Source organism: Variovorax sp. EBFNA2, from assembly GCF_033802765.1.
GTDB classification, from domain to species: Bacteria; Pseudomonadota; Gammaproteobacteria; order Burkholderiales; family Burkholderiaceae_C; genus Variovorax; species Variovorax paradoxus_H.
This window is the reverse complement of record NZ_CP138496.1, coordinates 2,163,178-2,189,560: the sequence shown is the minus strand read 5'-3', so window position 1 is coordinate 2,189,560 and position 26,383 is coordinate 2,163,178. Positions and strand designations below refer to the sequence as shown.

Here is a 26,383-nt window from a genome sequence, read left to right as displayed (position 1 = left end):
TGGTTGATCGCCAGCGAGCGCACGTCAATTCGGGAAGCACAGACTCCTATCGGCGCCCTTTTCCAAACAAGGAGTTCCTATGGCTGCGCTAAACCTGACGACGGGCTCGACCGTCACCCTCGATGAATCCGCCAATTTGCAGAACCTTGCCGCTACTCCCGCTGCGCCCGGCGACAGTAACGACAATGACATCTCCGCAAGTTCGCTGCCCACCGCCTTCAGCACCCGCCTGACCGCCCAAGGCGCAGGCACGGCCATCAACGCAGCGTTGAGCGGCTACAACGGGACCAACACCGGCACCAACGCCTTCACGTTCACCGTGACGGGCACAGTCACCGACATGTCCTTCACGGACGCCAACGGCGCACCGCTCAATGGCCAGGACAGCGGCCTCAACACCGCCGACGGCGAAAACATCTTCCTGTACACCGACACGACCAACAACAACGTCGTCTACGGAAAGACCGCCCTCAATGTCGTCGTGTTCGCCGCTTACCTGGAAGAGACGGGAAGCCCGGTGAGCGGGGCCAAGATCTGGACCGTTCAGTACGAAGCGATATCGAACCCCGATGCGACCAACGCCGACGATCCGGTCGACCTGACGGACAAGATCTTCGTCAGCGTGAGCAAGGACACGGAGTTCAACCTCGCGGACGCGCCCTCCGGCCAGAACCTGTTCCTGATGTTCACGACGGACACTCCGACGATCGTCGATGGCCGGATCACCAACGTGTCGATCATCGCGACCGGCAGGGACCCCGCCAACCAGTCCGGTGCCAACTTCAACAGCACCGCCGACGACATCAACATCAACACCGGCGACACGATCAACACCAGCAAGGCCGGTGGGCCGACCACGTTCGGCACCAACAGCCAGATGATCACCGAGCAGGAAGGCATCCGCTTCACCTTCGTGACCGGCGCCAGGGCGGACGTCACCATTCCGAACCTGGACCAGAACGAGGCCGACCTGGAGTCGAACATCGACTTCACCGGCATGTTCGGCGCGACGACGGCCGACTTCGACGTGGTGCAGTTGCAAGGCGGCAAGAGTGCCCAGGTCAGGATCTCCGCCTTCAGCACGGCGGTGGAGTCGGGCAACAGCTTCGTCGAGGGCTACGCGAACGACACGATGGTGTCGATCACGAGCGTGCGCGTGCTCGACTCCGCCGGGAACGTGCTCGAAACCTACTCGGCCGGTGCCGAGGGCGCACTGAGTTCGACCCTTGCCATCAGCATCACCGGCGGCATCGCGACCATCACCGGCGTCGTGGCCGGCCAGTCGATCGAATACACGACGACAGCGAACCACAACCGCGTGCTCATCGAAAACGGGGCGGCCCTTGATGCGTCGGGCAACACCCACGCGGACTTCGACATCGGGGGATTCCGGCTGCTGAGGTCGTCCACCGCCACGGCGGAGATCGGCTCGCAGATGGTCTTCGAGGACGACGGGCCGAGCATCGCGGTGGCCGATACGGCGCCCCCTGACGCCTTGACCGTCGACGAGACGGTTCTGGCGACCAATGCCTCGGCCAACTTTGCCGACAACTTCTCCAGCACGCCGAGCTACGGCACGGACGGCGCGGGCACAGTCACCAGCGTCTATGCGCTGAGCCTGAAGACCAGCGGCGCGGACTCCGGCCTGGACGACGTGGCCACCGGCAACAGCGTGTTCCTGTTCCTCAACGCCTCGGGCGTGGTCGAGGGGCGCCAAGGCACGGACGCCATCGCAGCCGCCACAGGCGACATCGTCTTCACGGTGAGCGTCAGTGCCACCGGCACGGTCACGCTCGACCAGCAGCGTGCGATCGTGCACCCGGACACCACCAACCCTGACGATTCGAAGACGCTCTCTGCGGCCGACCTGATCGTGCTGACGCGCACCGACACCATCACCGACCAGGACGGCGACCAGGCGATGAGCTCGGACTTCCTGAACATCGGCCAGGCCCTGAACTTCGAGGATGACGGGCCGAGCATCGGGGTGGCCGACACCGCACCTCCTGACGCACTGACGGTGGACGAAACCATCCTGGCCACCAACGCCTCGGCCAACTTTGCCGACAACTTCTCCAGCACGCCGAGCTACGGCGCGGACGGCGCAGGCACGGTCACCAGCGCCTACGCGCTGGGCGTCAAGAGCGCGGGCGTCGCCTCGGGCCTGGTCGACACCCTGACCAACCAGAGCGTGGTGCTGACCCTCACCGCCGGCGGCGTGGTCGAAGGGCGTACCGCCATCAGCGGTGCGCTGGTCTTCACCGTGAGCGTCAGCGCCACCGGCACGGTCACGCTCGACCAGCAGCGTGCCATCGTGCATCCGGACATCACCAACCCGGACGATTCGAAGACGCTCGCCGCGGCAGACCTGATCGTGTTGACGCGCACCGACACCATCACCGACAAGGACGGCGACCAGGCCATGGGCTCGGACTTCCTGAACATCGGACAGGCCCTGAACTTCGAGGACGATGGGCCGAGCATCGGGGTGGCCGACATCGCACCTCCTGACGCACTGACGGTGGACGAAACCATCCTCGCCACCAATGCGTCGGCCAGCTTCGCCGACAACTTCTCGAGCTCGCCGAGCTACGGCGCGGACGGTGCGGGCACGGTCACCAGCGCCTACGCGCTGACCCTGAAGACCAGCGGTGCGGACTCCGGCCTGGACGACGTGGCCACCGGCAACAGCGTGTTCCTGTTCCTCAACGCCTCGGGCGTCGTCGAGGGGCGCCAGGGCACGGACGCCGTGGCAGCCGCCACAGGCAGCATCGTCTTCACGGTGAGCGTCAGTGCTGCGGGCCTCGTCACGCTCGACCAGCAGCGTGCGATCGTGCACCCGGACACCAACAACCCGGACGACTCGAAGACGCTCGCCGCGGCCGACCTGATCGTGCTGACCCGCACCGACACCATCACCGACAAGGACGGCGACCAGGCCACGGGCTCGGACTTCCTGAACATCGGCCAGGCCCTGAACTTCGAGGATGACGGGCCGAGCATCGGCGTGGCCGACACCGCACCTCCTGACGCACTGACGGTGGACGAAACCATCCTCGCCACCAACGCCTCGGCCAACTTCGCCGACAACTTCTCCAGCACGCCGAGCTACGGCGCGGACGGCGCAGGCACGGTCACCAGCGCCTACGCGCTCAGCGTCAAGAGCGCGGGCGTCGCCTCGGGCCTGGTCGACACCCTGACCAACCAGAGCGTGGTGTTGACCCTCACCGCCGGCGGCGTGGTCGAAGGGCGCACAGCCATCAGCGGTGCGCTGGTTTTCACCGTGAGCGTCAGTGCTGCGGGCCTTGTCACGCTGGACCAGCAGCGTGCCGTCGTGCATCCGGACACCACCAACCCGGACGACTCGAAGACGCTGTCTGCGGCCGACCTGATCGTGCTCACGCGCACCGACACCATCACCGACAGGGACGGCGACCAGGCCATGGCCTCGGACTTCCTGAACATCGGACAGGCCCTGAACTTCGAGGATGACGGGCCGAGCATCGTGGTGGCCGACACCGCGCCTCCTGACGCCCTGACGGTGGACGAAACCATCCTCGCCACCAACGCCTCAGCCAGCTTCGCCGACAACTTCTCCAGCACGCCGAGCTACGGCGCAGACGGCGCAGGCACGGTCAGCAGCGCCTACACGCTGGGCGTCAAGAGTCCGGGCGTCGCCTCGGGCTTGGTCGACACGCTGACCAACCAGAGCGTCGTGCTGACCCTCACCGCCGGGGGCGTGGTCGAAGGACGCACAGCCATCAGCGGTGCGCTGGTCTTCACCGTGAGCGTCAGTGCTGCGGGCCTTGTCACGCTCGACCAGCAGCGTGCGATCGTGCACCCGGACGCCACCAACCCGGACGATTCGACGACGCTGTCTGCGGCCGACCTGATCGTGCTGACGCGCACCGACACCATCACCGACAAGGACGGCGACCAGGCCATGGGCGCGGACTTCCTGAACATCGGCCAGGCCCTGAACTTCGAGGACGACGGGCCGACCATCGTGGCCCGCACCGACCTCATCTATTCGAATACCAGCAACCCGGCGCCTGGCGGCACGGGCGTCTTCGACTACGAGATCGGCGCCGACGCACGGTCGAGCTACAGCCTCACCAACTCCGACTTTTCAGCGATCACGTTGACGGGCACGGTGGGCAGTGCGGCGATCGGCAGCCCGACGGTGACCTGGACCTCCGAGACGGCGACGGGCGCCTCGTTCGCCGTGAGCTTCAGCTACAAGCCAGACCCCAGTTCGGCCACCACCACCAACGCAACCGGCACGCTGAGCTTCGACAAGGTGAACGGCACCTACTCGCTCACGCTGAATGCGCCCATCGCGGGCTTCAACACCGTCTCGACCGGCCAGGCGCTGGGCTTCACCGGCTACACGCTGGGCACATCGACGGTCGACCAGACGCAGCCCGACGTGTCGGTGGCCCAGTTGAGCAGCAACTTCTTCGTGCAGTTCACCGGCTACAACGAGCCGGGCGGCGGCACCGGTGCCAAGAACATCCAGGCGATCGCGCCGGCAGCCCCGTTGGGCACGGCCAATGGAACCACGTTTGCGAACGGCGAACTGTTCAAGCAGGAAGGGACGTGGGTAAGCGTGTCCAACCAGGCCAACGGCGTGGCGAGCGACACGATCCAGCAGGGCGAGGTGCTGGACCTCGACTTCTTCGCCGCGAACCCGTTCGGCTTCGCGACCACGACGCCGACCACGCAGGCGGCCGGCATGTTCCTGAAGTTCGACGGCATCGGCAGCGAGGACCTGGTGCTCGTGCTCAAGCTGGTGGATCCGGACGACGGCAGCCGCACGACGAAGGCCATCATCATCGACAACGCCGACATCATCAAATTCGGCGGCACCATTCCGGCCCCGTACAGCATCGTGCTCGACAACAACGATGGCGCCATCATCATCGAGTCGAACGACTTCAACACCGGCACCGAAAACTACGTCATCGAAGGTGCGCAACTGCTGGTGTCGACCGAAGACGTGACGGGCACGGCCATCAACCTCAACCCACTGACCGGGGCCGGCGGCGGCAGCACCACGTTCCAGGAATTTTCGGGAACGCCTGGCACGGCCAACCCCGAAGCGGCCACGACCGACAACGACGTCATCAAGATCTCGGACATCGGGTTCGTCACGCTCAACAGCGGGCAGCTCGACGCCAACCTGCAGTTCTCGCTGGCGGTCCAGGACGCCGATGGCGACGCCACCGCGACGCAGATGCTGGACGTCGGCATCGTCGGCGGCACCGTCTTCACCGGCGGTGCGGACAACGAGTCGATCCAGGGCAGCGCGGGCAACGACACGCTGACCGGCGGGCTGGGCAAGGACGCACTCACCGGCGGCGACGGCAACGACGTGTACGACTTCAATGCCGTGGCCGAAAGTCCGGCGGGTGCCAACAAGGACGTGGTCTCCGGCTTCACGAGCGGAGCGGACACGATCGACCTGTCGGGCATCGACGCCATTTCGGGCAACGCGAACGCGAACGACGCCTTCAGCTACCTGGCCGGTGCGGCGTTCACCAACGTGGCCGGACAGCTGAGGTTCGACGTCGCCACCCAGACGCTTCAGGCCGATGTCGACGGCAACGGCGGCGCCGACTTCGAAGTGCAGCTGGTGGGCGTCGTGGCGCCGCCACCGCTGAGCGACCTCGTCGTGTAGGCCCAGGCAATGCGTTGAAGCGAGGGCGGCCATCATGCCAACCGCCCTCGTCCCCGTGATCGAAGTCGAATGAGCGAGGTGGTATGAAGCCTCCGGAAAAATCGGGCGAACTGCGGCAGGCGGTGACAGCGCTGCGCCCCTACGTCGTGCGGGCGGCCTGGTTCAGTGTGTGCGCCGGCCTTCTGCTGCTGGCGCCGAGCGCGTACATGCTGGAGGTGTACGGGCGCGTGCTGAACAGCCGCAACGCGTTCACGCTGGCCATGCTGACCTTGCTGGTCCTGGCCGCGTACGGCCTCATGGAAGTGCTCGACTGGGCCCGCGCGCAGGTGATGTACCAGGCCGGACAGGCACTGGACCAGGCGATGCGCAACCGCGTGTTCGTCGCCGTCTTCGACGCGGGTCTCATGCGGGTGCCGGGTGGAACGGTGCAGCCGCTCAACGACCTGCGGACCTTGCGCGAATTTCTGTATGCGCCGCCGTTGCTGGCGCTGATGGAAGCGCCGGTGTCGCTGGTCTTCGTGGGGCTGATGTTCGCCATCAGCCCGGTGCTGGGCTGGTCGGCGGTTGTCGGCTCGCTGCTGCAGGTGTTTGTCGGCTGGCTCAACGACCGCCACACGCGCCCGCCGCTGGTGGCGGCCAATCGGTGCGCGATCGATGCGCAGCAGTACGCCGACGCCGTGTTGAGAAACTCGCAGGTCATCGAGTCGATGGGCATGCAGCAGGACGTCCATCGCCGCTGGATGGGCAAGCGGCGCGATTTTCTGCAGCGCGAGGCCGTGGCCTCGGACCACGCCGGGACCTCGCAGGCCGTCAGCAAGTTCCTGCAGGTCACCACGGGTTCGTTGCTGCTCGGGCTGGGCGCCTGGCTGCTGCTGAAGAACCAGCTCAACGGCAACGCCGGAATGATGGTGGTCGGCTCGATCCTGGGCGGCCGGGCCCTCGCGCCGCTGGTGCAGCTCGTGACGCAGTGGCGCGTGGTGGTCAACGCCGGCGATGCATGGCGGCGCCTGGACAGCCTGTTGAGCGCCATCCCCCCGAAACCCGACACGATGCCGCTGCCGCCGCCCAAGGGCGCGCTGCAGGTCGAAAGCCTCGTGGCAGGCGCGCCACCGGGCAACGGCCCCGCCCTCCTGAAGAACGTGGCCTTCAGCCTGGCGCCCGGCGAGGTGCTGGCCGTCGTCGGTCCGTCTGCCGCGGGGAAGACGACTTTGGCGCGCCTGCTCGTCGGCCTGTGGCCTGCGGCGAGCGGCAAGGTGCGGCTGGACGGCGCCGACGTGTTCGCGTGGGACAAGCGCGAACTCGGCCCGCACATCGGCTACCTGCCCCAGGACGTGGAATTGCTCGAGGGCACGCTGGCCGAGAACATCGCGCGCTTCGGGGAGGTGCGGCCGGCGAAGGTCAAGGCGGCCGCATTGGCCGTCGACCTGCACGCCAGCATCACGGGCCTTCCGCTGGGCTACGACAGCCCGGTCGGGCCCGACGGGACCGTGCTGTCGGGCGGGCAGCGGCAGCGCGTGGCCCTGGCGCGCGCGATCTATGGCGAGCCCGCGCTGGTGGTGCTCGACGAACCGAACTCGAGCCTCGACGACGCGGGCGACGCCGCCCTGGCGGCCGCCATCCTGACCCTCAAGGCGCGGGGCACGACCTTCGTCGTCATGACGCACCGCACCAGCGTGCTGGCCGTGGCGGACAAGATGCTGGTGCTGAGCGACGGCGTCATGCAGGCGTTCGGCCCGCGCGACGAGATCCTGGCTGCGCTGCGGCAGGCCGGCGATCAGGCGGCAGACCGGACACGCCAGGCGGCCCACGGCGCGGCATCGCGGCGGCGCGATGCTGGCAACGCGGCGAGCATCGCGCTTCAGGCGCACCCACGGCCATGAAAACCCCTGCGCTCTTCCACCGCAGCGAACTGGGGCGCGTGCTCTGGGGGTTCCGAAGGGAGTTCCTGGTCGTCGGCGCGTTGAGCTTCCTGACCAACCTGCTCATGCTCGCGCCGACCCTCTACATGCTGCAGATCTTCGACCGCGTGCTGTCCAGCCAAAGCGAGATGACCTTGCTCGCGGTGTCCCTGATCACGCTGCTGCTTTTCGGCGCGCTGGCCCTGTCGGAATGGCTGCGCTCGCGCCTGCTGGTGCGGGCCAGCCTGCGCTTCGACCGGCAACTGAGCACGCGGGTGTTCAACGGGAGCTTTCGCGCCTACCTCGGCCAGTCGGCGGCCGTGGCGCCCCGGCCGTTCGCCGACCTGAGCCAGATCCGCCAGTTCCTGACCGGCCAAGGCATCTTTGCGCTCTTCGATGCACCGTGGACGCCGATCTACATCGCGGTGATCTTCTTTCTTCATCCCTGGCTCGGTGTGCTGGCGCTGGCGTTTGCGCTGGTCCAGGCCGCATTGGCCTGGTTCGGCCAGCGCCGGACCGTCGCGCCCTCGGAAGCGGTGCTGCAGGCCACGGGCGAGACGATGAACGACCTGCAAGGCAAGCTGCGCAATGCCGAGGTGCTCGAATCGATGGGCATGGTGGGCGCGCTGCAAACGCGCTGGAACCGCCAGCATGCGGCCAGCATGGACCAGAGCGCTCGCGCGCAGGGCCTGGTGCATCGCGTCGCCGGCTGGAGCAAGTTCATCCGCTACAGCCAGCAGTCGCTCGCGCTGGGCGCGGGTGCGTTGCTGGTGATCGATGGCCAGTTGTCGCCGGGCGCCATGATCGCGGCGAACGTGCTGATGGGCCGCGCCCTCGCGCCGATCGACCAGCTGCTCGGTGCGTGGCGGGGCTTCGTCTCCTGCCGCTGCGCATTCCAGCGCCTCGACAGGCTGCTGGCCGACTTCCCCGAGCAGGCCCCTGCCCCGTCCCGCGCCGCCCCCACCGGCCAGATCAGCCTGCAAGGCGTGTTTGCAGGGGCTGTGGGGCGCGCGACGCCCATCCTGAAGAGCATCTCGTTCGCGATCCCCGCAGGCACCGTGGTCGCGGTGCTGGGCCCTTCGGGCTCGGGCAAGTCCACGCTGGTGAAGGTCATGGTGGGCATCTGGGCCGCATCGCGTGGGGCGGTGCTGCTCGATGGCGTGCCGATCGGGGACTGGAACCGTCTGGAACTGGGTCCTCATCTGGGCTATCTGCCGCAGGACGTGGAGTTGTTCGGCGGCTCCATTGGCGAGAACATTGCGCGGCTCGGCGAGGTCGACTCGCGCAAGGTCATCGAGGCGGCCAGCAGCGCCGGCCTGCACGAGACGATCCTGCACTTTCCCAAGGGCTACGACACCCCCATCGGGGACGCGGGCCACCTGCTGTCCGGCGGGCAGCGGCAGCGCATCGGACTGGCGCGGGCGCTCTATGGCGATCCGTCGCTCGTTGTTCTGGATGAACCGAATGCCAACCTCGACGACGCCGGCGAAGCCGCGCTGCTGCGCGCCATCCGGGAGTTGAAGGCCAAGGGAAAAACGGTGCTGCTGGTGACGCACCGCCAGGGCGCGGTGGGCGTGGCCGACCGCCTCATGGTTTTGAGCGACGGCGAACTGACGGCCGACGGACCGCGCGATGCCGTGCTCGCGTGGCTTCGCCGACCTCCGCCCGTCATGCGGCCGGCGGCCCTGGTGCAGTCGGCTTGACTCGATTCATCCCGGAGGGAGTTCCACATGGCCCAACCCAACCTTCTCAGAGACGTGACGTCCGCCCCCGCACCGGCCGCAGACGATCGATCGAAGAATGCCGATGTCCAAGGCCTCGGCACCGAGTTCGGACGCGCAGGACGGATCGGCGTGTGGGCCCTGGCCGTCGGGTTCGGCGGCTTTCTGTTGTGGGCCGCGTTTGCGCCGCTCGACGAGGGTGTGCCGAGCCAGGGGCTGGTCTCCATCGACACGAAGCGCAAGGCAGTGCAGCACCAGATCGGCGGCATCCTCAAGGAGGTGCGGGTCGGCGAAGGCGACCAGGTGCAAGAGGGCCAGTTGCTGTTCAAGCTCGACGACGCCGCGGCCAGGGCGAGCTTCGAAACCGTGCGGCAGCGCTACCTCGGGTTTCGCGCCATTCAAAGCCGCCTGCTGGCCGAACAGGGCGGACTGGACACCATCGACTTCCATCCGGACTTGCAGGCCGCGGCCAAGGACCCGCTGATCCGCCAGCAGATGTTCAACCAGGAACAGCTGCTCCGGTCGCGCCGCGCCGCCTTGCGCGCCGACCTGCAATCGATCGAGGAGAACATCCAGGGCCAGCAGGCCTTGTCGCAGGCCTACACCAGCATGCTGGGCAGCCGCCGGACCCAGCTGTCGCTGCTCGGCGAGGAACTGACCCAGACGCGCAAGATGGTCGCCGAAGGGTATGCGCCGCGCAATCGCCAGCTGGAGATGGAACGCCAGCTCGCGGAATCGAGCACCTCCATTGCCGAGCTCATCGGCAACACGGGCCGGGCGCGGCGCTCGGTCGCGGAGCTTCGCCAGCGTGCCATTGCCAGGCAGCAGGAGTACCACAAGGAAGTGGAGACACAGCAGGCGGAAGTCAGCCGCGAGGTGCTGGGCGACTTCGAGAAATTCGTCGCCTTGCGGGACGAACTGGGCCGCACCGAGATCCGCTCGCCCGCGTCGGGCCAGGTGGTGGCACTGGTGGCGCAGACTGTGGGCGGCGTGATCGCACCGGGGCAGAAGCTGATGGACGTGGTGCCCGCCAACGAGCCCCTGCTGCTTGAGACGAGAGTGCCTCCGCATCTGATCGACCGCATCCACGCCGGCATTCCGGTGGACGTGCGTTTCTCGAGCTTCGCCCATTCGCCGCAGCTCGTGGTGCAGGGCCAGCTGGTGTCGGTTTCTGGCGACTTGTTGACCGACCCCCAGACCAACGCGAGCTACTACCTGGCGCGGGTGGCGGTGACGCAGGAGGGCCTGAAAAAGCTGGGCAAGCGGTCGCTGCAGCCGGGCATGCCGGTCGAGGTGGTGTTCAAGACCGGCGAGCGCTCGCTGCTCGTGTACCTGCTGCATCCGCTCACCAAGCGCATCGCCGCCTCCATGACGGAAGAATGACCCGTGAAAAAGAACGCGCTGGCACTCACCGCTGTTGCTGTTGCGGCCGGCCTTCTCTGCGGGCCGGCCTGGTCGATCGACCTGTCCCAGGCGTATGGGGAAGCGCTGCAACAGGACGCGACGATCCGGTCGGTGCGCGCCGCCACGGACGCCCGGCGCGAGCGCCTGCCGCAGGCCCGCGCGCAACTGCTTCCCAACCTGTCGGCCAGCGTCTCGCGCCATCGGAACTGGCTGGACAGGACCTCGCCCGACGCCTCGGGGCAACTCGTCACGTCCCACCTGCGCTACACCAGCAGCAGCGAAGCGCTGACCTTGCGGCAGCCCCTCTTCCGCATGTACCAGATGGCCGACTACCGACAGGCGCAGGCGCAGGTCGACGATGCCGAGGCCATTCTTGAACGCGAACTGCAGAACGTCGGCGTGCGGGTGAGCGGCGCCTACTTCGAGGCTTTGCTGGCCGAGGAGCATCTCGCGCTGGTGCTGTCGCAGAAGACGGCCTTCACGACCCAGTTCGATGCCGCGCAGAAGCGGCTCGGCGCGGGTTTCGGCACGCGCACCGACATCGACGAAGCACGCGCGGCGCTGGACCTCAACGTGGCGCAGGAACTGGAAGCGCGGCAGAACCTGGACTTCACGCGCAGGCAGCTCCAGAGCCTGGTCAATCGCCCGATCGACGGGCTCGCGCCGCTGGACCCGTCGCGGATGCAGCTCGTGCGGCCGACGCCCGACCGGGTGGAAGACTGGATCGCGCAGGCCGAACTCACCAGCCCGGAAATTCAGTCGCTCGCCGCCCAGGTGGAAGCTGCGAAGCATGAGCTGGACAAGGCACAGGCGGGCCACTACCCGACCCTGGACGCCGTCGCCCAGTGGTCCCGCAACGACAGCGACACGATCACCAGCATCAAGACCCGCTACACCAACCGGTCCATCGGCGTGCAGCTCACCATTCCTCTGTATTCGGGCGGCTATGTGAGTTCCACCGTGAGGCAGGCGCTCGCAAACCAGCAGCGGGCCGAAGAGACGCTCGAAGCCTTGCGCCGCGACCTCGGGGTGCGGCTGCACCGTGAGTTCCGCGGCGTGACCGAAGGCGTGCTGAGGGTCAAGGCGCTGGAGCAGGCGGTGCGCTCCGCGGAGCAGGTCGTGCTGTCGAACCAGCGCTCGTTCGAGGCCGGCAGCCGCACCTTGCCTGACGTGCTGAACGCGGACCAGTTGAAGGTCTCCGCCCAGCGTGACCTGGCGCAGGCCCGCTTCGTCTACCTGCTGTCGCGCATACGGTTGCAGGCCCTCGCGGGCGGCGCCAAGGCCGACGTCATTGACGAGATCAACGGTTGGCTTACGCGCTGACCTGCCCTCAGAACAGATTGCCCTGCCCTTGTGCGCCCGGCGGCCGGAAGGCCGAGGTGTCGAGCGCAATCCGCTCGCGGTTGAAGCCCAACCGGTTCGTCGCCTTCTGGAAGCGCTGATGAATCAGGTCGGCCCACAGGCCTGAGCCCTTCATGCGCGTGGCGAAGTCGGCGTCGTAGTCCTTGCCGCCGCGCATCTCGTGGATGCGCGCCATGACGCGCTCGGCGCGCTGCGGGTAGTGCAGCGCGAGCCATTCCTTGAAGAGCGGCGCCACCTCCCACGGCAGCCGCACCACGGTGTAGAAGGCGCTGCGCGCGCCGGCCTCCCAGGCCGCTTCGAGCACCTGCTCCATGTCCTCGGTGATGAACGGAATCTGCGGTGCCAGGCTCACGCCCACCGGCACGCCGGCCTCGGCCAGCGTGCGGATGGTGCGCAGCCGCCGGTGTGGCGCGGCGGCGCGCGGCTCGAGCTTGCGCGCCAGTTCGCCGTCGAGCGTGGTGATGGTGACGTACGCGGCCGCGAGCCGGTCGGCCGCCATCGGCGCGATCAGGTCGAGGTCGCGCTCCACGGCGCTCGACTTGGTGATGAGCGCGAACGGGTGGCGCACCTCGCTCAGCAGCTCGATCACGCCGCGCGTGAGCCGCAGCTCGCGCTCGATGGGCTGGTAGCAGTCGGTCGCGGTGCCGATGGCGAGGTTGCTGGGGCGGTAGCTCTTGCGCCCTAGTTCGGCGCGCAGCACCTCGACGAGGTTGCGCTTGGCGATGAGCTTGGTCTCGAAGTCGAGGCCGGGCGAGAGGTTCAGGTAGCTGTGCGTGGGCCGCGCAAAGCAGTAGATGCAGCCATGCTCGCAGCCGCGGTACGGGTTGAGCGAGCGGTCGAAGGGAATGTCGGGCGACTCGTTGCTGCTGAGCACCGACTTCACGTCCTCGAAGCGCACTTCGGTGGTTAGCGGCATCAGTTCGGCGGCTTCGGCCTCGCCTTCTTCCAGCGTGCCCCAGCCGTCGTCGAAGGCGTCGCGCTCGTCTTTGGAGAACCGGTGCGCGAGCCGCGTGGCCGCGCCACGGCCTTTGACGATGTGGATGGGAATCTGGGCGGCGGGCATGGCGAGTCCTTGGAAGGAGGCAGGAAACAAGTTGAATAACTGTTTATTCATACAGTATTTCACTTTTGCGCCGGCCATGCATCGTTTTTTGTTTCTGTCTTGACAGAAATCAAGGAATTCCTAAACTCGACGCCATGGAACTCACCGACATTCAACGCAAGTTCGTTCTGCACTGGGGCGAGATGGGCTCCATGTGGGGCGTCAACCGCACGGTCTCGCAGATCCACGCCCTGCTGTTCGCGCACGGCAGGCCGATGCACGCCGAAGAGCTCTCGGAAACGCTGGGCGTGGCCCGCTCCAACGTCAGCAACAGCCTGAAGGAACTGCAGGCCTGGAACCTCGTGCGCATCACCCATACGCTGGGCGACCGGCGCGACTATTTCGAGACCAGCGTCGATGTGTGGGAGCTGTTCCGCACCGTGGTGCGCGAGCGCAAGGAGCGCGAGTTCGACCCCACCATCCGTGTGCTGCGCGAGATCGTTGCCAGCCCCGATTTCCAGAAGGAGCCGCCCGATGCGCAAGACCGCATCCGCTCCACCATGGACCTCATGACCAAGCTCGCCACCTGGGCCGATGAGATGCTGCGGCTGTCGCCCGGCACGCTCGACAAGGTGCTCACGCTCGGCGCCAGCGTGCAGAAGTTCGTGCGCGGCGACAGCGCACCGCCACCGCCCCCCGACAAGGGCGACGACCCCGACGCGCACCACGCCAGCCTGCCGATGATCTGAGAAAGGCCGAGTCCTTTTTTTGCCTTCTCATTTCTGTTTTGACTGAAATATCGAGAACCAAGAACACCATGACCCGCTTCGCCCCCGCCACCTACCCACTCACCGTCTATTTCGATGCCACCTGCCCGCTGTGCACGGCCGAGATGGGCGCCATGCAGGCGCGCGACAACGACGGTCGGCTGCGCCTGGTCGACTGCTCGCCCACCGGTTTCGCGGATGGCCCCCGGCGCCACGCGACGCGCTGATGCGTTCGCTGCACGCAGTCGATGCCGCTGGCCAATTGCGCGTGGGCGTGAACGCCATCCGCGCCTGCCGCGCCGCGGTGGGCCTGCCGGCCGGTGGCGCGGTGCTTGATCTGCCGGTCGTCGGCCGGCTGGCCGACCGCGCCTACGCGGTGCTGGCCCGCAACCGCTACCGGCTGCCGCGCTGGCTGGTGCTGCGGCTCGCAGGGCACGGTGCGATCGCGCCGACCACCTGCGCCGACGACCACTGCAAGCTCTGAACAAACTCACCATCGCCTGAAGGAGTTTCGATGCCCGACGTCTTCCAGCCCGACTTCCGCCTGCCCGGCACCGCGCGGCCTGCGCCGCCTGCGCCGCCTGCGCCGCCTGCGCCGCCTGCAGTCGAAGGCCACGTGAGCCGCGAGGACACGCAGGACTATTTCACCGAGGTCGCCGACGACTATCGCGCCTGGAGCCCCAGCTACAACATGCACTTCGGCTTCTGGCGCCTGGGCCTGAACCCGCTGCGGCGCGAAGGCATGCTGATCGAGATGAACCGCACCGTCGGGCGCGCGCTGCGGCTCGACACGGCCACCACCGGCCCGCGCTGCGTGCTCGACCTCGGCTGCGGCGCGGGCGCCACCTCGCGCACGCTGGTCGGCGACGATCCCGCGCTGCATGCGGTCACCGTGACCAACGTGCCGGTGCAGAACGGCATCGCCGCACGGCTCGACGCCCGCGCCGGCGTGGCCGACCGCGTCGCGCACGTCGAGGCCGACTACACCCGCACCGGCCTGCCCACCGCCCAGGCCGATGGCGCCTGGGCACTCGAAAGCGCCTGCTACGCCGAAGGCACCGCCAAGGCCGACTTCGTGCGCGAGGCCGCCCGGCTGCTCAAGCCCGGCGCGCGGCTGGTGGTGGTCGACGGCTTCCTGCTGCGCCGCCAGCCGGGCCGCCTCGCGGGCTGGCTGCACCGCCTGTGGGCCGACAGCTGGGCCGTGCCCACACTCGCTGTGCGCGAAGACTTCATCGCGGCGCTGCGCGCCCACGGCTTCGACGACATCGAAGTGAAGTCGCTGCGCTGGCGCGTTGCGCCCAGCGCGCTGCACATCCCGGTGCTGGCCACGCGCTTCACGCTGGCCGAGCTCTGGAAGGCGCGCGGCAAGCTCAGCCCGTGGCGCCGCAAGCACATCGTGGCCAGCTACTGCGCGCTCGCGCTGGGCATGTTCTGGCGCGACTTCGACTACGCCATGGTGAGCGCCACGCGCAAGGCCGACGAAAGCACTGCTGCATGAGCGCCACGCCGCTGATCCAGCAGGCGCTCGGCCCCGCATGGGCGCACCTCGGCGACGTGATCCGACGGCACTACGCGATGACGCCGCTGTCGGCCGAGCATGTGTGCGTGCACGGCGCCATGCACGAGGTGCACCACGCACCGTGGGCCGCGCTGCTCATGCCCTTCGGCCGCCTCGTCGGCGCGCTGGTGCCGCACACCGGCACCGACGTGCCGATCGAGGTGCACTACCGCTGCCGCGCCGACGACCCGCACCTATACTGGGACCGCATCTTTCACTTCGCGGGTCGTGCGCCCTTTCACTTCCGTTCGCACATGGAAGCCGCGCCTTCGCAAGGCGGCGAGGTGATCGAGTTCGTGCGCTTCGGCATCGGCATGCGGCTCGCCGTGAGTGCGGAAGACGGCGCACTGGTGTTCCGCGACAAGGGCTACATCTGGCGCATTGCGGGGTTGCGCATTCCGCTGCCACTGGGCCTCTTTCTCGGCACCGCCTATGTCGAGGAACGGCCCGACCCGACCGACCCCGACCACTTCACCATGAAGATGCTGCTGCGCCATCGCTGGTTCGGCGACGTGTTCCGCTACAGCGGCCGCTTCCGCCTCGGTTCACAATGAGCGCACCATGCCGCGCCGCCCCGAAAACCTCTACGCCCAGTACCACGCCCACATCTACTTCGCGCCCGACACGCTGGCGCAGGCGCGCGAACTCAGCGAGCGCGCCGGCCGCGAGCTGATGGTGGTGGTCGGCCGCGTGCACGAACGCCTCGTCGGCCCGCATCCGCACTGGAGCTGCCAGCTGGCCTTCGACGCCGCCGAGTTCGACGAGGTCATCGCCTGGCTCGACGCCAATCGCAACGGGCTCGACGTGTTCGTGCACGGCGTGACCGGCGACGATTTCGCGGACCACACGGCGCATGCGATGTGGCTGGGCGAAGAGAGCGCGCTCGACCTGCGGATGTTCCGGCGCTAGGCCGCATCGCGGCAGGCCGCGTCCTGCGTTTCAACTTCGGCGTCCGACGCACCGCCGTGCACCTTGAAGAACTGCGCGCCCTCGACCTTCTGCCCGATGGCCTTCTCATACGCCGCACGCACATCGTCAGGCTGACCGGCCTGTCCGAAGAAGTCCTTCAGGTACGGCCCCAGCAGCGGATGCGCAGCCAGTTCGGCGCGCGGCAGGCCGTGCAGCATCTCGTCGCGGCAGGCCGACGGCAGGCACACGTCGCGGTTCTTTTCGGGATCGCGAATCAGCCCCTTGGGCTCGTGCGACGGATCGGCCTGCATCGACTCGAGTTCTTCAAAAAAGCGCCGGCGCATCATCACGATGCCCTTGTCGCTCTGGCCCAGCTTCTCGCGCGTGCGATCGGTCACGGTGCCCTGCCCAACCCAGACCACGAAGTCCTGGTTGGCGACATGGCTGGTGATCCAGCGGCCCGTGACCGAATCTTTGATGGGGCCGTACCACGAGGGAATGCGTTCCTGCACATAGGGCTCCTGCTCGTTGGGCACGCGGCTGAGCACCCACAGCACGCTCAGCGTGTGGTGGTCGTCGATGGGCACGCGCCACTCGAAGTGATGGCCGAGGAAGAAGCCGTTGGGCCACAGCGTGACGCGGCCGGTGGTCCACATGACGTTGTCTTCGCGCTCGCCGCCACGCAGGCGCTTGTAGACGAAGCCGTGCTCGAACTCTTCGAACGCGAGCTTCAGGTGCGTGGGCACGTAGGGGCCTTCGTCGCCCTGCAGGCGCGTGGTCCAGTTGTTGTGCGTCCATTCGAAGTGCACGGGGTCGATGGAGTTCTCCTGGCACTGGAACCAGTTGCAGGGAATTTCGGCGAACACGGCCTGTGCAAAACCGTTCTTGCAGTTGAAGAGTTCCCAGTCGGGCAGCAGCGGCGCGGGCTGCGGGCCCATGTAGGCCCACAGCAGGCCGGCCTTTTCCTGCACGGGGTAGGCCTTGATCTTCGTGTTCTTGCGCATGCGCGCATCGGGGTCCAGCGTTTCTTCAAAGGGCTGGTGGATGCACTGGCCGCTCGTGTCGTACTGCCAGCCGTGGTAGCTGCAGCGCAGGCCGCACTTCTCTACATAGCCATACGACATGTCGGCGTTGCGGTGCGGGCAGCGGCGGTCGACCAGGCCGTAGTTGCCGCTCAGGTCCTTGTAGAGCACCAGGTCCTCGCCGAGGATGCGCAGCGGCTTCACGGCCTTGTCGTCGAACTCGCTGGCACCGGCAATCGGGTGCCAGTAGCGGCGCAGGTAGTCGCCCATGGGCTTGCCCGGACCGACTTCGGTCAGCAGGCGGTTCTTTTCTTCGCTCAACATGCTTCGTCTCCTTGTCTGTCTGTCGTCAATCGGCGCGGATGCCGAACTCGCGCACCAGCCTGCCGAAGCGCTGGTCGTCGTCGCTGATCTGCTGTGCCAGCACGGACGGCGCGCCGCCCACGGGCTCGATGCCCAGCGCGGCCATGCGGGCCTGCACGTCGGGCATCTTCAGGATCTCGTTGAAGTGGCGGTTGAGCGTCTGCACGACCTCGGCCGGCATCGCCTTCGGCCCGAGCAGGCCCATCCAGGCGCTCACGTCCATGTCGCGATAGCCCAGTTCGAGAAACGTGGGCACGTTGGGCATCAGCTTCGTGCGCTGGCGTTCGGCCACGGCCAGCGGCACGAGCTTGCCGGCGGTGATGTGGGCCGCCACCGCGCCGGGCGTGATCCAGCCCACGCTCACGTGGCCGCCCAGCGTGTCATTGACCACCGGCGCCACGCCGCGGTACGGCGCATGCGCGACGGCAATGCCGGCGTCCTTGTTGAAGAGCTCGCCCGCGATGTGCATCGGCGAGCCCGCACCCGGCGTGCCGTAGGTGAGAGCCTTGCCGGCCTTGGCACCGGCCACGAGCTGCGCCACGTTCTGGAGGCCGCTCGTGGGCGACGTGACCATCAGCACCGGGATGTTGCCGGTCTTCACGATGGGCGTGAAGTCTTTCACCACGTCGTGCGCCACGCCGGGGCCGGCCTTCAGCACGTGCTGCGCGATGGGAAAGGTGCTGGGCGTGAACAGCAGCGTGTAGCCGTCGGCCGGTGCCTTCGCGACCCAGGCGTTGCCGATCATGCCGCTCGCGCCGGGGCGGTTGTCGATCAGCACCGGCTGGCCGACGCGCTGCGCGAGCTTCTCGGCATAGGCGCGCGCGATGGCGTCGGTGTCGCCGCCGGCCGGGTAGGCGACGACGATGGTGATCGGCTTCGCGGGCCACGACTGTGCCAGGGACGCGGTGGCGGCACACAGCAAAAGAATGGCTCCTGCAGCGGCATGGAGCGCGTTTCGGTGGTGAAACATGAGGTGGTTTTCCTTCTCGGTGGGACGACGTGGGGTGTCATCGGACTGTAGGAATGCAGCCGCACCGCCAGAAGATATAGTTTCACTGAGTGAACCTTTTTTCTTCGGAGGCGGCATGTCAGACACCACCGGCGCGCAGAGCGTGAAGTCGATCGACGCACTGCGCCGCGGGCTCGACGTGATGCTGGCGATCCAGCGTGCATCGGCCGTCACGCTGCAGGAGCTGCACCGGCAGACGGGCTTGTCGAAGGCGACGCTGCTGCGCATCCTGAAGACGCTGCAACAGGCCGGCTGGGTGGAGCGCAACGAGTTGGAGAAGCGCTACGTGCCCACCTCGGCCACCGGCCAGTCGGGCGCTGCAGCGGCGTGGCGCACGCGGCTCACGGCCCTGGCCGCATCGCCGCGTGCCACGCTGCAGCGGCTGGTGCCGTGGCCGATCGACCTCGGCGTGCGCGACGGCACCGCCATGCTGATCCTCGACACCGACCGGCCGCGCAACGGCCTCGCGGTCAACTACCGGGCACTGGGCTTTCGTCCGCCGATGCTGCTGTCGTCGCTCGGGCGTTGCTACCTTGCGTTCTGTCCCGAAGACGAGCGGCGCGAAATCCTCGCCGCACTGGCGCGTTCACCGAACGATTTCGACCGCGGCGCGCGGCGCCCCGACAGCATCCGCCGCATGGTGGCGCACGCACGCGACCAGGGCTACGCGGCGCGCGACCCCACGTCCACCAGCCTCGATTCGCCCGACCGCTTCGGCGCGGTGTCGGTGCCGGTGCGGCTGGGCGATCAGGTGGTGGGTTGCCTCAGCTGCGCGTGGCTGCCGACGGTGAAGAGCGAGCGCGAGATCGTGACGGCGCACCTGGGCGACCTGCAGCAGGCCGCGCAGAGCATCGAGCGCCGGCTGCGACAGGACGGGCTCGGCCTGCCGCCCGCGAGCCCCTGAAGAAGAAGCGTCAGAACTCGGCCTCGAGCTCGTCGATCTCGTCGGGCTCCTGCAGCGCGGCGGCCACCCACTCCTTCATGGCGGGCAGTTCCATCACGCGCTTGCAGTACGCGGCGCAGGTGCTGTCGAGCGCCACGTCGTAGCTCAGGAAGCGCGTGACCACGGGCGCGTACATCGCGTCGGCCATGCCGGGCTGCTTGCCGAAAAGGAAGGGGCCGCCGTAGGCCTTGAGGCACTCGCGCCAGATGGCGACGATGCGGTCGATGTCGCCCTGCGCGCGCGACCACACCTTGAAGTTCTTGAAGCGGGCCTTGATGTTCATCGGCAATGCGCCGCGCATCGAGGCAAAGCCCGAGTGCATCTCGCCGCAGATGGCGCGGCAATGCGCGCGTGCCGCAGCGTCGGCGGGCAACAGGCCGGCCTTGGGCTTGATCTCGTTCAGGTACTCGCCGATGGCCAGCGTGTCCCACACCTTGATGCCGCCGTGCTGCAGCGAGGGCACCAGCATCGACGACGACAGCAGCAGCATCTCGGCCTTCATGGCCGGATCGTCGGGCGGGATGACCTTCTCGCTGAAGTCCAGCCCCGCGAGCCTGCACATCAGCCAGCCGCGCAGCGCCCAGGCGCCGTAGTTCTTGCTGCTGATCGTGAGAACGGGTTTGGCCATCGCGACACTCCTTGGACGATGTCTCGTGTGTGCAAGCGCCGTGCCATGAGATGCAATGCTTGTTGGCCCACAACTTGCCTGCAACCGAGGCATGCTGTACCGCGCTTACCAGAACCAGGCCGACCTGTTCTCGCCATGGCGACTCACCGCGCAGTACCTGGGCCGCGCACTCTGGCAGGACGGCACCGATCGCACCGCGCTGCGGCGCATGGCCGCGCGCTGCGAGGTCTTCTCGCGCATGCGGCTCACCCACTCGCGGCCTGACTACGGCATCGACTCGGTCATTGTCGACGGCACCGAGGTGCCCGTGCATGAAGAGGTCGCGCTGGTCTCGCCGTTCGGCACCTTGCTGCACTTTCGCAAGGCGCACACCGATGCGGTGCACCCGCGCGTGCTGCTGGTCGCACCACTGTCGGGCCATTTCGCGACCTTGCTGCGCGAAACCGTGCGCACCCTGCTGCGCGACCACGACGTGTACCTGACCGACTGGCACAACGCGCGTGACGTGCCGCTGTGGCACGGCGGCTTCGGGCTCGACGACTACACGCTGCAGCTGATCCGCTTCGTCGAGGCCATGGGCCCGGGCGCGCACATGGTGGCCGTGTGCCAGCCCTGCGTGGCCGCGCTGGCCGCGACCGCGCTCATGGCGGAAGACGACCACCCGGCCACGCCGCGCAGCCTCACGCTGATGGCGGGGCCGGTCGACTGCCGCATCAACCCGACCGGCGTGAACGTGCTCGCGACCAGCAAGCCCATCGAGTGGTTCCGCCGCAACCTCATCAGCCATGTGCCGTGGCCGCATGCGGGCGCGATGCGGCGCGTGTACCCGGGCTTCCTGCAGCTCACGGCCTTCATGAGCATGAACCCCGAGCGCCACAAGAAGCAGTTCGAGGACATGGAGCGCCTGCTCGTCGAAGGCGAACTCGACAAGGCCCGCACCATCGCCGACTTCTACGACGAGTACCTGGCGGTGAACGACCTGCCCGCCGAGTTCTACCTGGAGACCGTCGAGCGCGTGTTCCAGACCTACGACCTGCCGCGCGGCGTGCTCACCGTGGCCGGGCGCACCGTGAACCCCGCGGCGATCCGGCGCACCGCGCTGCTCACCGTGGAAGGCGAGCGCGACGACATCTGCGCGGTCGGCCAGACCGTGGCCGCGCAAGACCTCTGCACCGGCATCCGCCCGTACCTCAAGACGCACCACCTGCAGGCCGGCGTCGGGCACTACGGCGTGTTCAGCGGCAGCAAATGGAACACGCAGATCTACCCGCGCGTGCGCGAGACGATCCACGCGGCCGACGAACTCCACTGAACGCAACCCAATCTGGCAGAGACCGCGGGGGCTTTGGTTGCCCTGACACCTCCGGCTTCCTACAATCGACCCTATGAACGTCATGGTTTTCATTGCCGGTTTCGATCGCACGGCGGCCTCCGCGGCCCCGGGCGATGCGCGCGTGCGCGCGCCCGCCGCAATGACGGCGAGGTCGCAGCAGACCCTCGCACATCCCTGAGCCCGGCGGTCAGCCTCCTTTTTTCTTCAGCGCACATCGACCGTCGGGCACCTGCCCCGCGCGGTCGCGCGCCCTGGCCCTGATCGCTTGATCGATCGGCCCGGGCAACGCACCACTTCCCCAGCGTCCGACCTTCTTCCCGCCTTCGGCCCCGTGCCGCGTGGAAGAGCCTCGTCCGCTTCGTCGTCGTGTTTCGTCGTGAGGATTTCCCCGTGGTGGCTCTTGCCTGCTCCCCTTTTGTTCCTTCGCCCGCCTTGCCGCCCTGGCCCGCGTGGCTCTCGTTCGACGCGCTGCGCCGCCGCTTCCTGCAGTCGGCCGAACTGCGCATCGACGTCGATCCGAAGAAGGGTCGCCCGAGCGAGCCGCTGACGCCCGTGTACGAGCGCATGCGCGCCATGGGCGAGCGCGTGCAGGACCTGCCCGCGCTGCACCTGGACGACCCCGACCTGCGCGCACGCTTTCGCGAGGCCGACGGCGAGACCTACGTGTACATCGAGGACGTGCGCCACCAGCGGCTGGTCGGCTACACCGTGTTCAACCGCCTCATCGAACTCGACCGCCGCGCCGACCGCCACCTCCGCGCGCCGCATTCGCAGTACGACCCCGCCTACCAGCGGCGCGGGCTGGCCACGGCCGTGTACCGGTGGGCACTGGGCAGCGGCATGTGCCTGATGAGCGGCGCGCGCCAGTCGCCGGGCGCGCATGCGCTGTGGCTGCGCCTGGGGCGTGACTACACGACGGGCTTTGTCGACCTGCGCGAAAAGCGGCTGAGTTATCTCGGCGACGAGGTGGATGGCGACACGCTGTCGCAGTTGCACACGCGCATGTTCATGCTCGGCGACGGCTGGACGCTGGAGCGTTTCAGCAGCGAAACGCGCATGGCAATGCTCGAAGCTGCCTAAGCCTGCGGCAGCCGCTCGCGCAGGAACCCGATCAACTCCTGCGCCGCCACATTGCGCATCGGCCCCGGCAGGTAGGCCAGCACCACACGCCGTTCGATGCGCGGCGCCGACAGCGGCACCACGGCCAGTTCGGGGTCGCGCAGCGACGAGGTGTACAGCTGCGGCATCAGCCCCAGCGCCTGCCCGCTGCGCACCAGCGCATAGAGCGTTTCGGAATAGCTCACGCGGTACGGCTGCGCGCCCTGCGCAAACTGCGCGCGCGCCGGGTCGCCCAACGCCGGCATGCTGCCGCTTTCGAACAGCACGAGGCGCTCGCTGCCGATGGCCTCCCAGCGCGCCTCGCCGGCCGCCGCCAGCGCGTGGTCGCGGCGCACCACCAGCACCAGCGGGTCGCGGAACAGGTCGATGCATGCCAGCCCGCCCGGCGGTTCGGTGATCGCGGCCACGGCCATGTCGAGCTGGCCGCTGCGCAACTCGGCCAGCAGCACCGTCGAGGGCGCGTCGCGCCAGGCCAGTTCCACCTCGCCGCGCTGCTGCAGGAAGTCGGCCGCCGCCGCCGCGACGCGCGCGCTGGCCGAGGGGATCACGCCCACGCGCACGTAAGCCCGGCCGCGCTGCACCGTGCTCTCGATGTCGCGCAGCGCCACCTCGAAGGTGTGGACGAGAAAGTCGGTGCGCGCCAGCACCTCGGCGCCGACGGGCGTGAGCTCAAGCCGGTGGGTGGAGCGTGTCAGCAGCTCGGCGCCGAGCAGCTTTTCCATCTGCTTGATCGCGTTGCTCAGCGCGGGCTGCGTGATGGCGAGCCGGTGCGCCGCGCGGCCGAAGTGCCCTTCCTCGACCAGCACCGAGAAACACTGCAGCTGGCGCAGCGTGAGGGCACGCAGGGGCAAGGCGGCCATGGGCGTCCTGGTTATCGATTCAATGAATCAAATTATAGAAATTCAAAATTTTCCTTATGAGCACGCACTGCCTAGACTGCGCCGCATGACCCTTGCCGCGCCCACGTCCGCCTCCGCTTCTTTCGCGCTCGAAGCGATGCTGCGCGAGATTCCCAAGGTGGAGCTGCACTGCCATCTCTTCGGCACCGTGCGCCACGCCACCTTCCGCCAGCTCAACCAGCGCGCCGGCGCGCCGCTGGCCGACGCGGAAATCGACGGCTTCTACACGCGCGGCGAAAAGCCCGTGGGCGTGCTGCGCGTGCTGCGCGCACTCGACGCCCAGCTGGTGCGCAGCCCCGGCGATCTGTACCAGCTCACGCGCGAGTACCTGCAGGACGCGGCCTCGCACCAGGTGCGCTACGCCGAGTTCTTCTGGAACCCGACCGGCACGGTGCACGGCTCGGGCATTGCGTACCCGCTCGCGCAGGGCGCCATCGTCCGCGCGATCCAGGACGCACAGCAAGCGTTCGGCATCACCGGACGGCTCATTGCCGCCATCGACCGCGAAGCCAGTGCCGAAGCGGCCGTGGAGATGGTCGAGTGGGTCAAGGCCCACCGCTGCGACGAAGTGATCGGCATCGGCATCGACTACCGCGAGAACGACCGCCCGCCCGAGCTGTTCGCGCGTGCGTACGCCGATGCGAAGAAGGCCGGCCTCAAGACCACCGCGCACGCCGGCGAGTTCGGCATGCCCTGGACCAATGTGCGCACGGCGGTCGAGTTGCTGCAGGTCGACCGCATCGACCATGGCTACACGGTGGTCGACGAGCCCGACTTCGCGCGCCAGTGCGCCGAGCGCGGCGTGATCTTCACCGTGGTGCCGACCAACTCGTACTACCTGCGCACGCTGTCACCCGAGCGCTGGGCCCTCGATCACCCCATCCGTCGCATGCCCGGCCTGGGCCTGCGCATCCATCCGAACACCGACGACCCGACGCTGCACCAGGTCACGCCCACGGGCGCCTGGCTGATGATGGTGCGCGACTTCGGCTTCGGCTTGGACGACCTGCGCGGCTTCATGCACAACGGCCTGGACGGCGCGTGGATTGACGACACGCAGCGCCGCCAGTGGCGCGCCGAATGGAGCGCCGCCTTCGACGCGCTGCGCGCCCGCCTGCCCTCCGAACCCACGCCTTCCGCCACTCCTTTCCCCGGATGAACCCCGCCATGACCACGAACCGCCGCCTGATCCTTGCTGCCGCCGCACTCTGCGCCGCCCTGCCCACGGGCGCCTTCGCCCAGCAGGCCTGGCCCGCTGCCAAGCCCCTCACGCTGATCGTTCCCTACACGGCCGGCGGCAGCGTAGACGTCAACGCCCGCCTCGTGGCGCAGCGTCTGGGCGAGCGGCTCAAGCAGTCGGTGGTGATCGAGAACGTGAGCGGCGCGGGCGGCGCCATCGGCGTGGCCAAGGCCGTGAACGCGGCGCCCGACGGCTACACGCTGGTGGTCGGCCCCGACAGCGCCATCGCCATCGGCCGGCTGGTCAACCCCTCGGCCTTCCGCTTCGATCCGCTGAAAGACCTGGCGCCCGTCGGCCTGCTCAACACCGCGCCGATGGTGCTGGTGGCGCGCCCCGGCCTCGACGTGCGCAGCTACGCTGACTTCGTGAAGCTCGCCAAGGCCCAGCCCGGCCACTACAACTACGCCACCTCGGGCGTCGGTACCGTGCTGCAACTGGCGATGGAACTGCTCAAGGAGCGCAGCGGCATCTTCGTGACGCACGTGCCCTACCGCGGCGGTGCGCAGATTGCCACCGACGTGATCGGCGACCAGGTCGACCTCGCGATGCTGGTGAGCACCAGCGCCATTCCACATGTGAACGGCAAGCGCCTGAAAGCCTTGGGCATCACCGGCAGCCAGCGCTTGCCGGCGCTGTCGCAGGTGCCCACCTTCAACGAGATGCCCGGCCTCAAGGGCTACGACATGGTGAGCTGGACCGGCATCTTCGCGCCCGCGAAAACGCCGCCGGCCGTGGTGGCGCGGCTCAACCAGGAACTGAATGCGGTGCTGCAGGAGGAAGGCGTGCGTGCCAAGCTGGCGGAGCAAGGCGCGTTGCCGGGCAGCGGAACGCCGGAGGCGTTCGGGAAGTTCGTGCAGGCCGAGTACGCACGCAATCAAAAGATCGTGCAGACCGCCAACATCAAAGAGTAGCGGTCAATCGGCCGGCGGCTGACTGAAAGGCTCAGCCGGCCTTTTCGTTGCTCTCGTCTTCCGGCCAGTCGCGGATGTAGGCCTTGAGCATCTTGTTCTCGAAGTTCTGCGCGTCGACCACGGCCTTGGCCACGTCGTAGAAGCTGATGACGCCCATGAGCATGCGCTTGTCCATCACGGGCATGTAGCGCGCATGGCGCTCCAGCATGATGCGGCGGATTTCGTCGAGGTCGGTTTCGAGGGTGCAGGTGACCGGCGCATCGTCCATGGCCTTGCGCACCAGCGTGGTCCCGACCTGGCCGCCGTTTTTGACGACTGCCATGATCACTTCACGGAATGTGAGCATGCCGACCAGGTCGCCGTGCTCCATGACCACCAGCGAACCGATGTCCTTGTCCGCCATGGTCTGGGCGGCTTCTGCCAGCGGGTCGTCGGGCGTGATGGTGAAGAGCGTGTTGCCCTTGACGCGAAGAATGTCGCTGACTTTCATGGTGGTGCTCCTCTCGGGGATTCGTCGTTCTCGGCGTCGTGCCAATTTGAATATAGCCCACAATCGACGCCGACCCGAACGCCCC

23 protein-coding genes are annotated in these 26,383 nt (G+C 67.8%); 17 read left to right on the top strand and 6 right to left on the bottom strand.

Features of this window, described 5'->3' with window-relative positions; genetic code table 11:
• Window positions 1–79: 79 nt before the first annotated feature.
• The 5 genes from RZE79_RS10100 to RZE79_RS10080 all read left to right on the top strand — a co-directional run bounded on the left by RZE79_RS10100 (window position 80) and on the right by RZE79_RS10080 (window position 12,026).
• Window positions 80–5,680 carry a DUF5801 repeats-in-toxin domain-containing protein gene (locus RZE79_RS10100; protein ID WP_319360308.1) on the top strand — a complete coding sequence of 1,867 codons (5,601 nt, stop codon included), beginning with the start codon at window positions 80–82 and terminating at the stop codon, window positions 5,678–5,680.
• Window positions 5,681–5,763: 83 nt separating this feature from the next.
• Window positions 5,764–7,560 (top strand): type I secretion system permease/ATPase, encoded by a 1,797-nt coding sequence (locus tag RZE79_RS10095; RefSeq protein WP_319360307.1) that lies wholly within the window; start codon window positions 5,764–5,766, stop codon window positions 7,558–7,560.
• A complete protein-coding gene (locus RZE79_RS10090) occupies window positions 7,557–9,281 on the top strand; it encodes a type I secretion system permease/ATPase (RefSeq protein WP_319360306.1) in 1,725 nt (574 codons plus the stop codon). Before RZE79_RS10095 ends, RZE79_RS10090 begins: the two co-directional genes overlap by 4 nt.
• A 27-nt stretch (window positions 9,282–9,308) precedes the next feature.
• Window positions 9,309–10,682, top strand: coding sequence for an HlyD family type I secretion periplasmic adaptor subunit (locus RZE79_RS10085; protein ID WP_319360305.1), 1,374 nt, complete (start codon window positions 9,309–9,311; stop codon window positions 10,680–10,682).
• Between the two features lie 3 nt (window positions 10,683–10,685).
• Window positions 10,686–12,026 carry a TolC family outer membrane protein gene (locus RZE79_RS10080; protein WP_319360304.1) on the top strand — a complete coding sequence of 447 codons (1,341 nt, stop codon included), beginning with the start codon at window positions 10,686–10,688 and terminating at the stop codon, window positions 12,024–12,026.
• A 7-nt stretch (window positions 12,027–12,033) separates the two neighbouring features.
• Here the strand turns inward: RZE79_RS10080 and RZE79_RS10075 are convergent, their stop codons facing one another.
• Window positions 12,034–13,128, bottom strand: coding sequence for a PA0069 family radical SAM protein (locus RZE79_RS10075; RefSeq protein ID WP_319360303.1), 1,095 nt, complete (start codon window positions 13,126–13,128; stop codon window positions 12,034–12,036).
• A gap of 134 nt (window positions 13,129–13,262) precedes the next feature.
• On the opposite strand from RZE79_RS10075, the gene RZE79_RS10070 reads away from it, so the two are divergent.
• The 6 genes from RZE79_RS10070 (at window position 13,263) to RZE79_RS10045 (ending at window position 16,341) form a co-directional block, all read left to right on the top strand.
• A complete protein-coding gene (locus tag RZE79_RS10070; protein ID WP_319360302.1) occupies window positions 13,263–13,856 on the top strand; it encodes a MarR family transcriptional regulator in 594 nt (197 codons plus the stop codon).
• Window positions 13,857–13,924: 68 nt separating this feature from the next.
• Complete coding sequence (locus RZE79_RS10065) at window positions 13,925–14,101, top strand: DCC1-like thiol-disulfide oxidoreductase family protein (protein WP_319360301.1); 177 nt, start codon at window positions 13,925–13,927, stop codon at window positions 14,099–14,101.
• Entirely contained in the window at window positions 14,101–14,358 is a 258-nt protein-coding gene (locus tag RZE79_RS10060; RefSeq protein ID WP_319360300.1) for a DCC1-like thiol-disulfide oxidoreductase family protein, read from the top strand. The genes RZE79_RS10065 and RZE79_RS10060 overlap by 1 nt, the downstream gene beginning before the upstream one ends.
• A 30-nt stretch (window positions 14,359–14,388) precedes the next feature.
• Window positions 14,389–15,372, top strand: a complete 984-nt coding sequence (locus tag RZE79_RS10055; RefSeq protein WP_319360299.1) for a methyltransferase domain-containing protein — start codon at window positions 14,389–14,391, stop codon at window positions 15,370–15,372.
• Window positions 15,369–15,986 (top strand): DUF4166 domain-containing protein, encoded by a 618-nt coding sequence (locus RZE79_RS10050; RefSeq protein ID WP_319360298.1) that lies wholly within the window; start codon window positions 15,369–15,371, stop codon window positions 15,984–15,986. Before RZE79_RS10055 ends, RZE79_RS10050 begins: the two co-directional genes overlap by 4 nt.
• A gap of 7 nt (window positions 15,987–15,993) precedes the next feature.
• Window positions 15,994–16,341 (top strand): DOPA 4,5-dioxygenase family protein, encoded by a 348-nt coding sequence (locus RZE79_RS10045; protein WP_319360297.1) that lies wholly within the window; start codon window positions 15,994–15,996, stop codon window positions 16,339–16,341.
• Here RZE79_RS10045 and RZE79_RS10040 read toward each other — a convergent pair.
• Together RZE79_RS10040 and RZE79_RS10035 are read right to left on the bottom strand one after the other, a co-directional pair.
• The gene (locus tag RZE79_RS10040) at window positions 16,338–17,687 is read right to left on the bottom strand and encodes an aromatic ring-hydroxylating dioxygenase subunit alpha (protein WP_319360296.1); all 1,350 of its coding nucleotides are present in this window, start codon (window positions 17,685–17,687) and stop codon (window positions 16,338–16,340) included. The two genes, RZE79_RS10045 and RZE79_RS10040, sit on opposite strands and share 4 nt — an antisense overlap.
• Window positions 17,688–17,712: 25 nt before the next feature.
• Window positions 17,713–18,696, bottom strand: coding sequence for a tripartite tricarboxylate transporter substrate binding protein (locus tag RZE79_RS10035; RefSeq protein WP_319360295.1), 984 nt, complete (start codon window positions 18,694–18,696; stop codon window positions 17,713–17,715).
• 115 nt (window positions 18,697–18,811) lie between these two features.
• On the opposite strand from RZE79_RS10035, the gene RZE79_RS10030 reads away from it, so the two are divergent.
• Window positions 18,812–19,639 (top strand): helix-turn-helix domain-containing protein, encoded by an 828-nt coding sequence (locus RZE79_RS10030; protein ID WP_153285195.1) that lies wholly within the window; start codon window positions 18,812–18,814, stop codon window positions 19,637–19,639.
• Window positions 19,640–19,649: 10 nt separating this feature from the next.
• Here the strand turns inward: RZE79_RS10030 and RZE79_RS10025 are convergent, their stop codons facing one another.
• Window positions 19,650–20,306, bottom strand: a complete 657-nt coding sequence (locus tag RZE79_RS10025) for a glutathione S-transferase (RefSeq protein ID WP_319360293.1) — start codon at window positions 20,304–20,306, stop codon at window positions 19,650–19,652.
• Window positions 20,307–20,397: 91 nt separating this feature from the next.
• On the opposite strand from RZE79_RS10025, the gene RZE79_RS10020 reads away from it, so the two are divergent.
• The 3 genes from RZE79_RS10020 (at window position 20,398) to RZE79_RS10010 (ending at window position 22,719) form a co-directional block, all read left to right on the top strand.
• On the top strand, window positions 20,398–21,618 hold the full coding sequence (locus tag RZE79_RS10020; protein ID WP_319360291.1) for a polyhydroxyalkanoate depolymerase: 1,221 nt from the start codon (window positions 20,398–20,400) through the stop codon (window positions 21,616–21,618).
• 73 nt (window positions 21,619–21,691) lie between these two features.
• Window positions 21,692–21,817, top strand: a complete 126-nt coding sequence (locus RZE79_RS10015; RefSeq protein WP_257884956.1) for a hypothetical protein — start codon at window positions 21,692–21,694, stop codon at window positions 21,815–21,817.
• A 254-nt stretch (window positions 21,818–22,071) separates the two neighbouring features.
• Entirely contained in the window at window positions 22,072–22,719 is a 648-nt protein-coding gene (locus RZE79_RS10010) for a GNAT family N-acetyltransferase (RefSeq protein ID WP_319360289.1), read from the top strand.
• Here the strand turns inward: RZE79_RS10010 and RZE79_RS10005 are convergent.
• Entirely contained in the window at window positions 22,716–23,618 is a 903-nt protein-coding gene (locus tag RZE79_RS10005; protein ID WP_319360288.1) for a LysR family transcriptional regulator, read from the bottom strand. The two genes, RZE79_RS10010 and RZE79_RS10005, sit on opposite strands and share 4 nt — an antisense overlap.
• Window positions 23,619–23,703: 85 nt before the next feature.
• Between RZE79_RS10005 and RZE79_RS10000 the strand changes: the two genes are divergently transcribed.
• Together RZE79_RS10000 and RZE79_RS09995 are read left to right on the top strand one after the other, a co-directional pair.
• Complete coding sequence (locus RZE79_RS10000) at window positions 23,704–24,816, top strand: adenosine deaminase (RefSeq protein WP_373696549.1); 1,113 nt, start codon at window positions 23,704–23,706, stop codon at window positions 24,814–24,816.
• 8 nt (window positions 24,817–24,824) lie between these two features.
• Window positions 24,825–25,808, top strand: coding sequence for a tripartite tricarboxylate transporter substrate binding protein (locus tag RZE79_RS09995; protein ID WP_319360286.1), 984 nt, complete (start codon window positions 24,825–24,827; stop codon window positions 25,806–25,808).
• Between the two features lie 31 nt (window positions 25,809–25,839).
• Here the strand turns inward: RZE79_RS09995 and RZE79_RS09990 are convergent, their stop codons facing one another.
• Window positions 25,840–26,298, bottom strand: a complete 459-nt coding sequence (locus RZE79_RS09990; protein ID WP_099796075.1) for a CBS domain-containing protein — start codon at window positions 26,296–26,298, stop codon at window positions 25,840–25,842.
• Between the last annotated feature and the right edge of the window lie 85 nt (window positions 26,299–26,383).

Bases quoted from the DNA above. Each gene is read 5' to 3' on its own strand.
- RZE79_RS10100 (WP_319360308.1), top strand. From the start codon at position 80: ATGGCTGCGCTAAACCTGACGACGGGCTCGACCGTCACCCTCGATGAA.
- RZE79_RS10095 (WP_319360307.1), top strand. From the start codon at position 5,764: ATGAAGCCTCCGGAAAAATCGGGCGAACTGCGGCAGGCGGTGACAGCG.
- RZE79_RS10090 (WP_319360306.1), top strand. From the start codon at position 7,557: ATGAAAACCCCTGCGCTCTTCCACCGCAGCGAACTGGGGCGCGTGCTC.
- RZE79_RS10085 (WP_319360305.1), top strand. From the start codon at position 9,309: ATGGCCCAACCCAACCTTCTCAGAGACGTGACGTCCGCCCCCGCACCG.
- RZE79_RS10075 (WP_319360303.1), bottom strand. From the start codon at position 13,128: ATGCCCGCCGCCCAGATTCCCATCCACATCGTCAAAGGCCGTGGCGCG.
- RZE79_RS10070 (WP_319360302.1), top strand. From the start codon at position 13,263: ATGGAACTCACCGACATTCAACGCAAGTTCGTTCTGCACTGGGGCGAG.
- RZE79_RS10065 (WP_319360301.1), top strand. From the start codon at position 13,925: ATGACCCGCTTCGCCCCCGCCACCTACCCACTCACCGTCTATTTCGAT.
- RZE79_RS10060 (WP_319360300.1), top strand. From the start codon at position 14,101: ATGCGTTCGCTGCACGCAGTCGATGCCGCTGGCCAATTGCGCGTGGGC.
- RZE79_RS10055 (WP_319360299.1), top strand. From the start codon at position 14,389: ATGCCCGACGTCTTCCAGCCCGACTTCCGCCTGCCCGGCACCGCGCGG.
- RZE79_RS10050 (WP_319360298.1), top strand. From the start codon at position 15,369: ATGAGCGCCACGCCGCTGATCCAGCAGGCGCTCGGCCCCGCATGGGCG.
- RZE79_RS10045 (WP_319360297.1), top strand. From the start codon at position 15,994: ATGCCGCGCCGCCCCGAAAACCTCTACGCCCAGTACCACGCCCACATC.
- RZE79_RS10040 (WP_319360296.1), bottom strand. From the start codon at position 17,687: ATGTTGAGCGAAGAAAAGAACCGCCTGCTGACCGAAGTCGGTCCGGGC.
- RZE79_RS10035 (WP_319360295.1), bottom strand. From the start codon at position 18,696: ATGTTTCACCACCGAAACGCGCTCCATGCCGCTGCAGGAGCCATTCTT.
- RZE79_RS10030 (WP_153285195.1), top strand. From the start codon at position 18,812: ATGTCAGACACCACCGGCGCGCAGAGCGTGAAGTCGATCGACGCACTG.
- RZE79_RS10025 (WP_319360293.1), bottom strand. From the start codon at position 20,306: ATGGCCAAACCCGTTCTCACGATCAGCAGCAAGAACTACGGCGCCTGG.
- RZE79_RS10020 (WP_319360291.1), top strand. From the start codon at position 20,398: ATGCTGTACCGCGCTTACCAGAACCAGGCCGACCTGTTCTCGCCATGG.
- RZE79_RS10015 (WP_257884956.1), top strand. From the start codon at position 21,692: ATGAACGTCATGGTTTTCATTGCCGGTTTCGATCGCACGGCGGCCTCC.
- RZE79_RS10005 (WP_319360288.1), bottom strand. From the start codon at position 23,618: ATGGCCGCCTTGCCCCTGCGTGCCCTCACGCTGCGCCAGCTGCAGTGT.
- RZE79_RS10000 (WP_373696549.1), top strand. From the start codon at position 23,704: ATGACCCTTGCCGCGCCCACGTCCGCCTCCGCTTCTTTCGCGCTCGAA.
- RZE79_RS09995 (WP_319360286.1), top strand. From the start codon at position 24,825: ATGACCACGAACCGCCGCCTGATCCTTGCTGCCGCCGCACTCTGCGCC.
- RZE79_RS09990 (WP_099796075.1), bottom strand. From the start codon at position 26,298: ATGAAAGTCAGCGACATTCTTCGCGTCAAGGGCAACACGCTCTTCACC.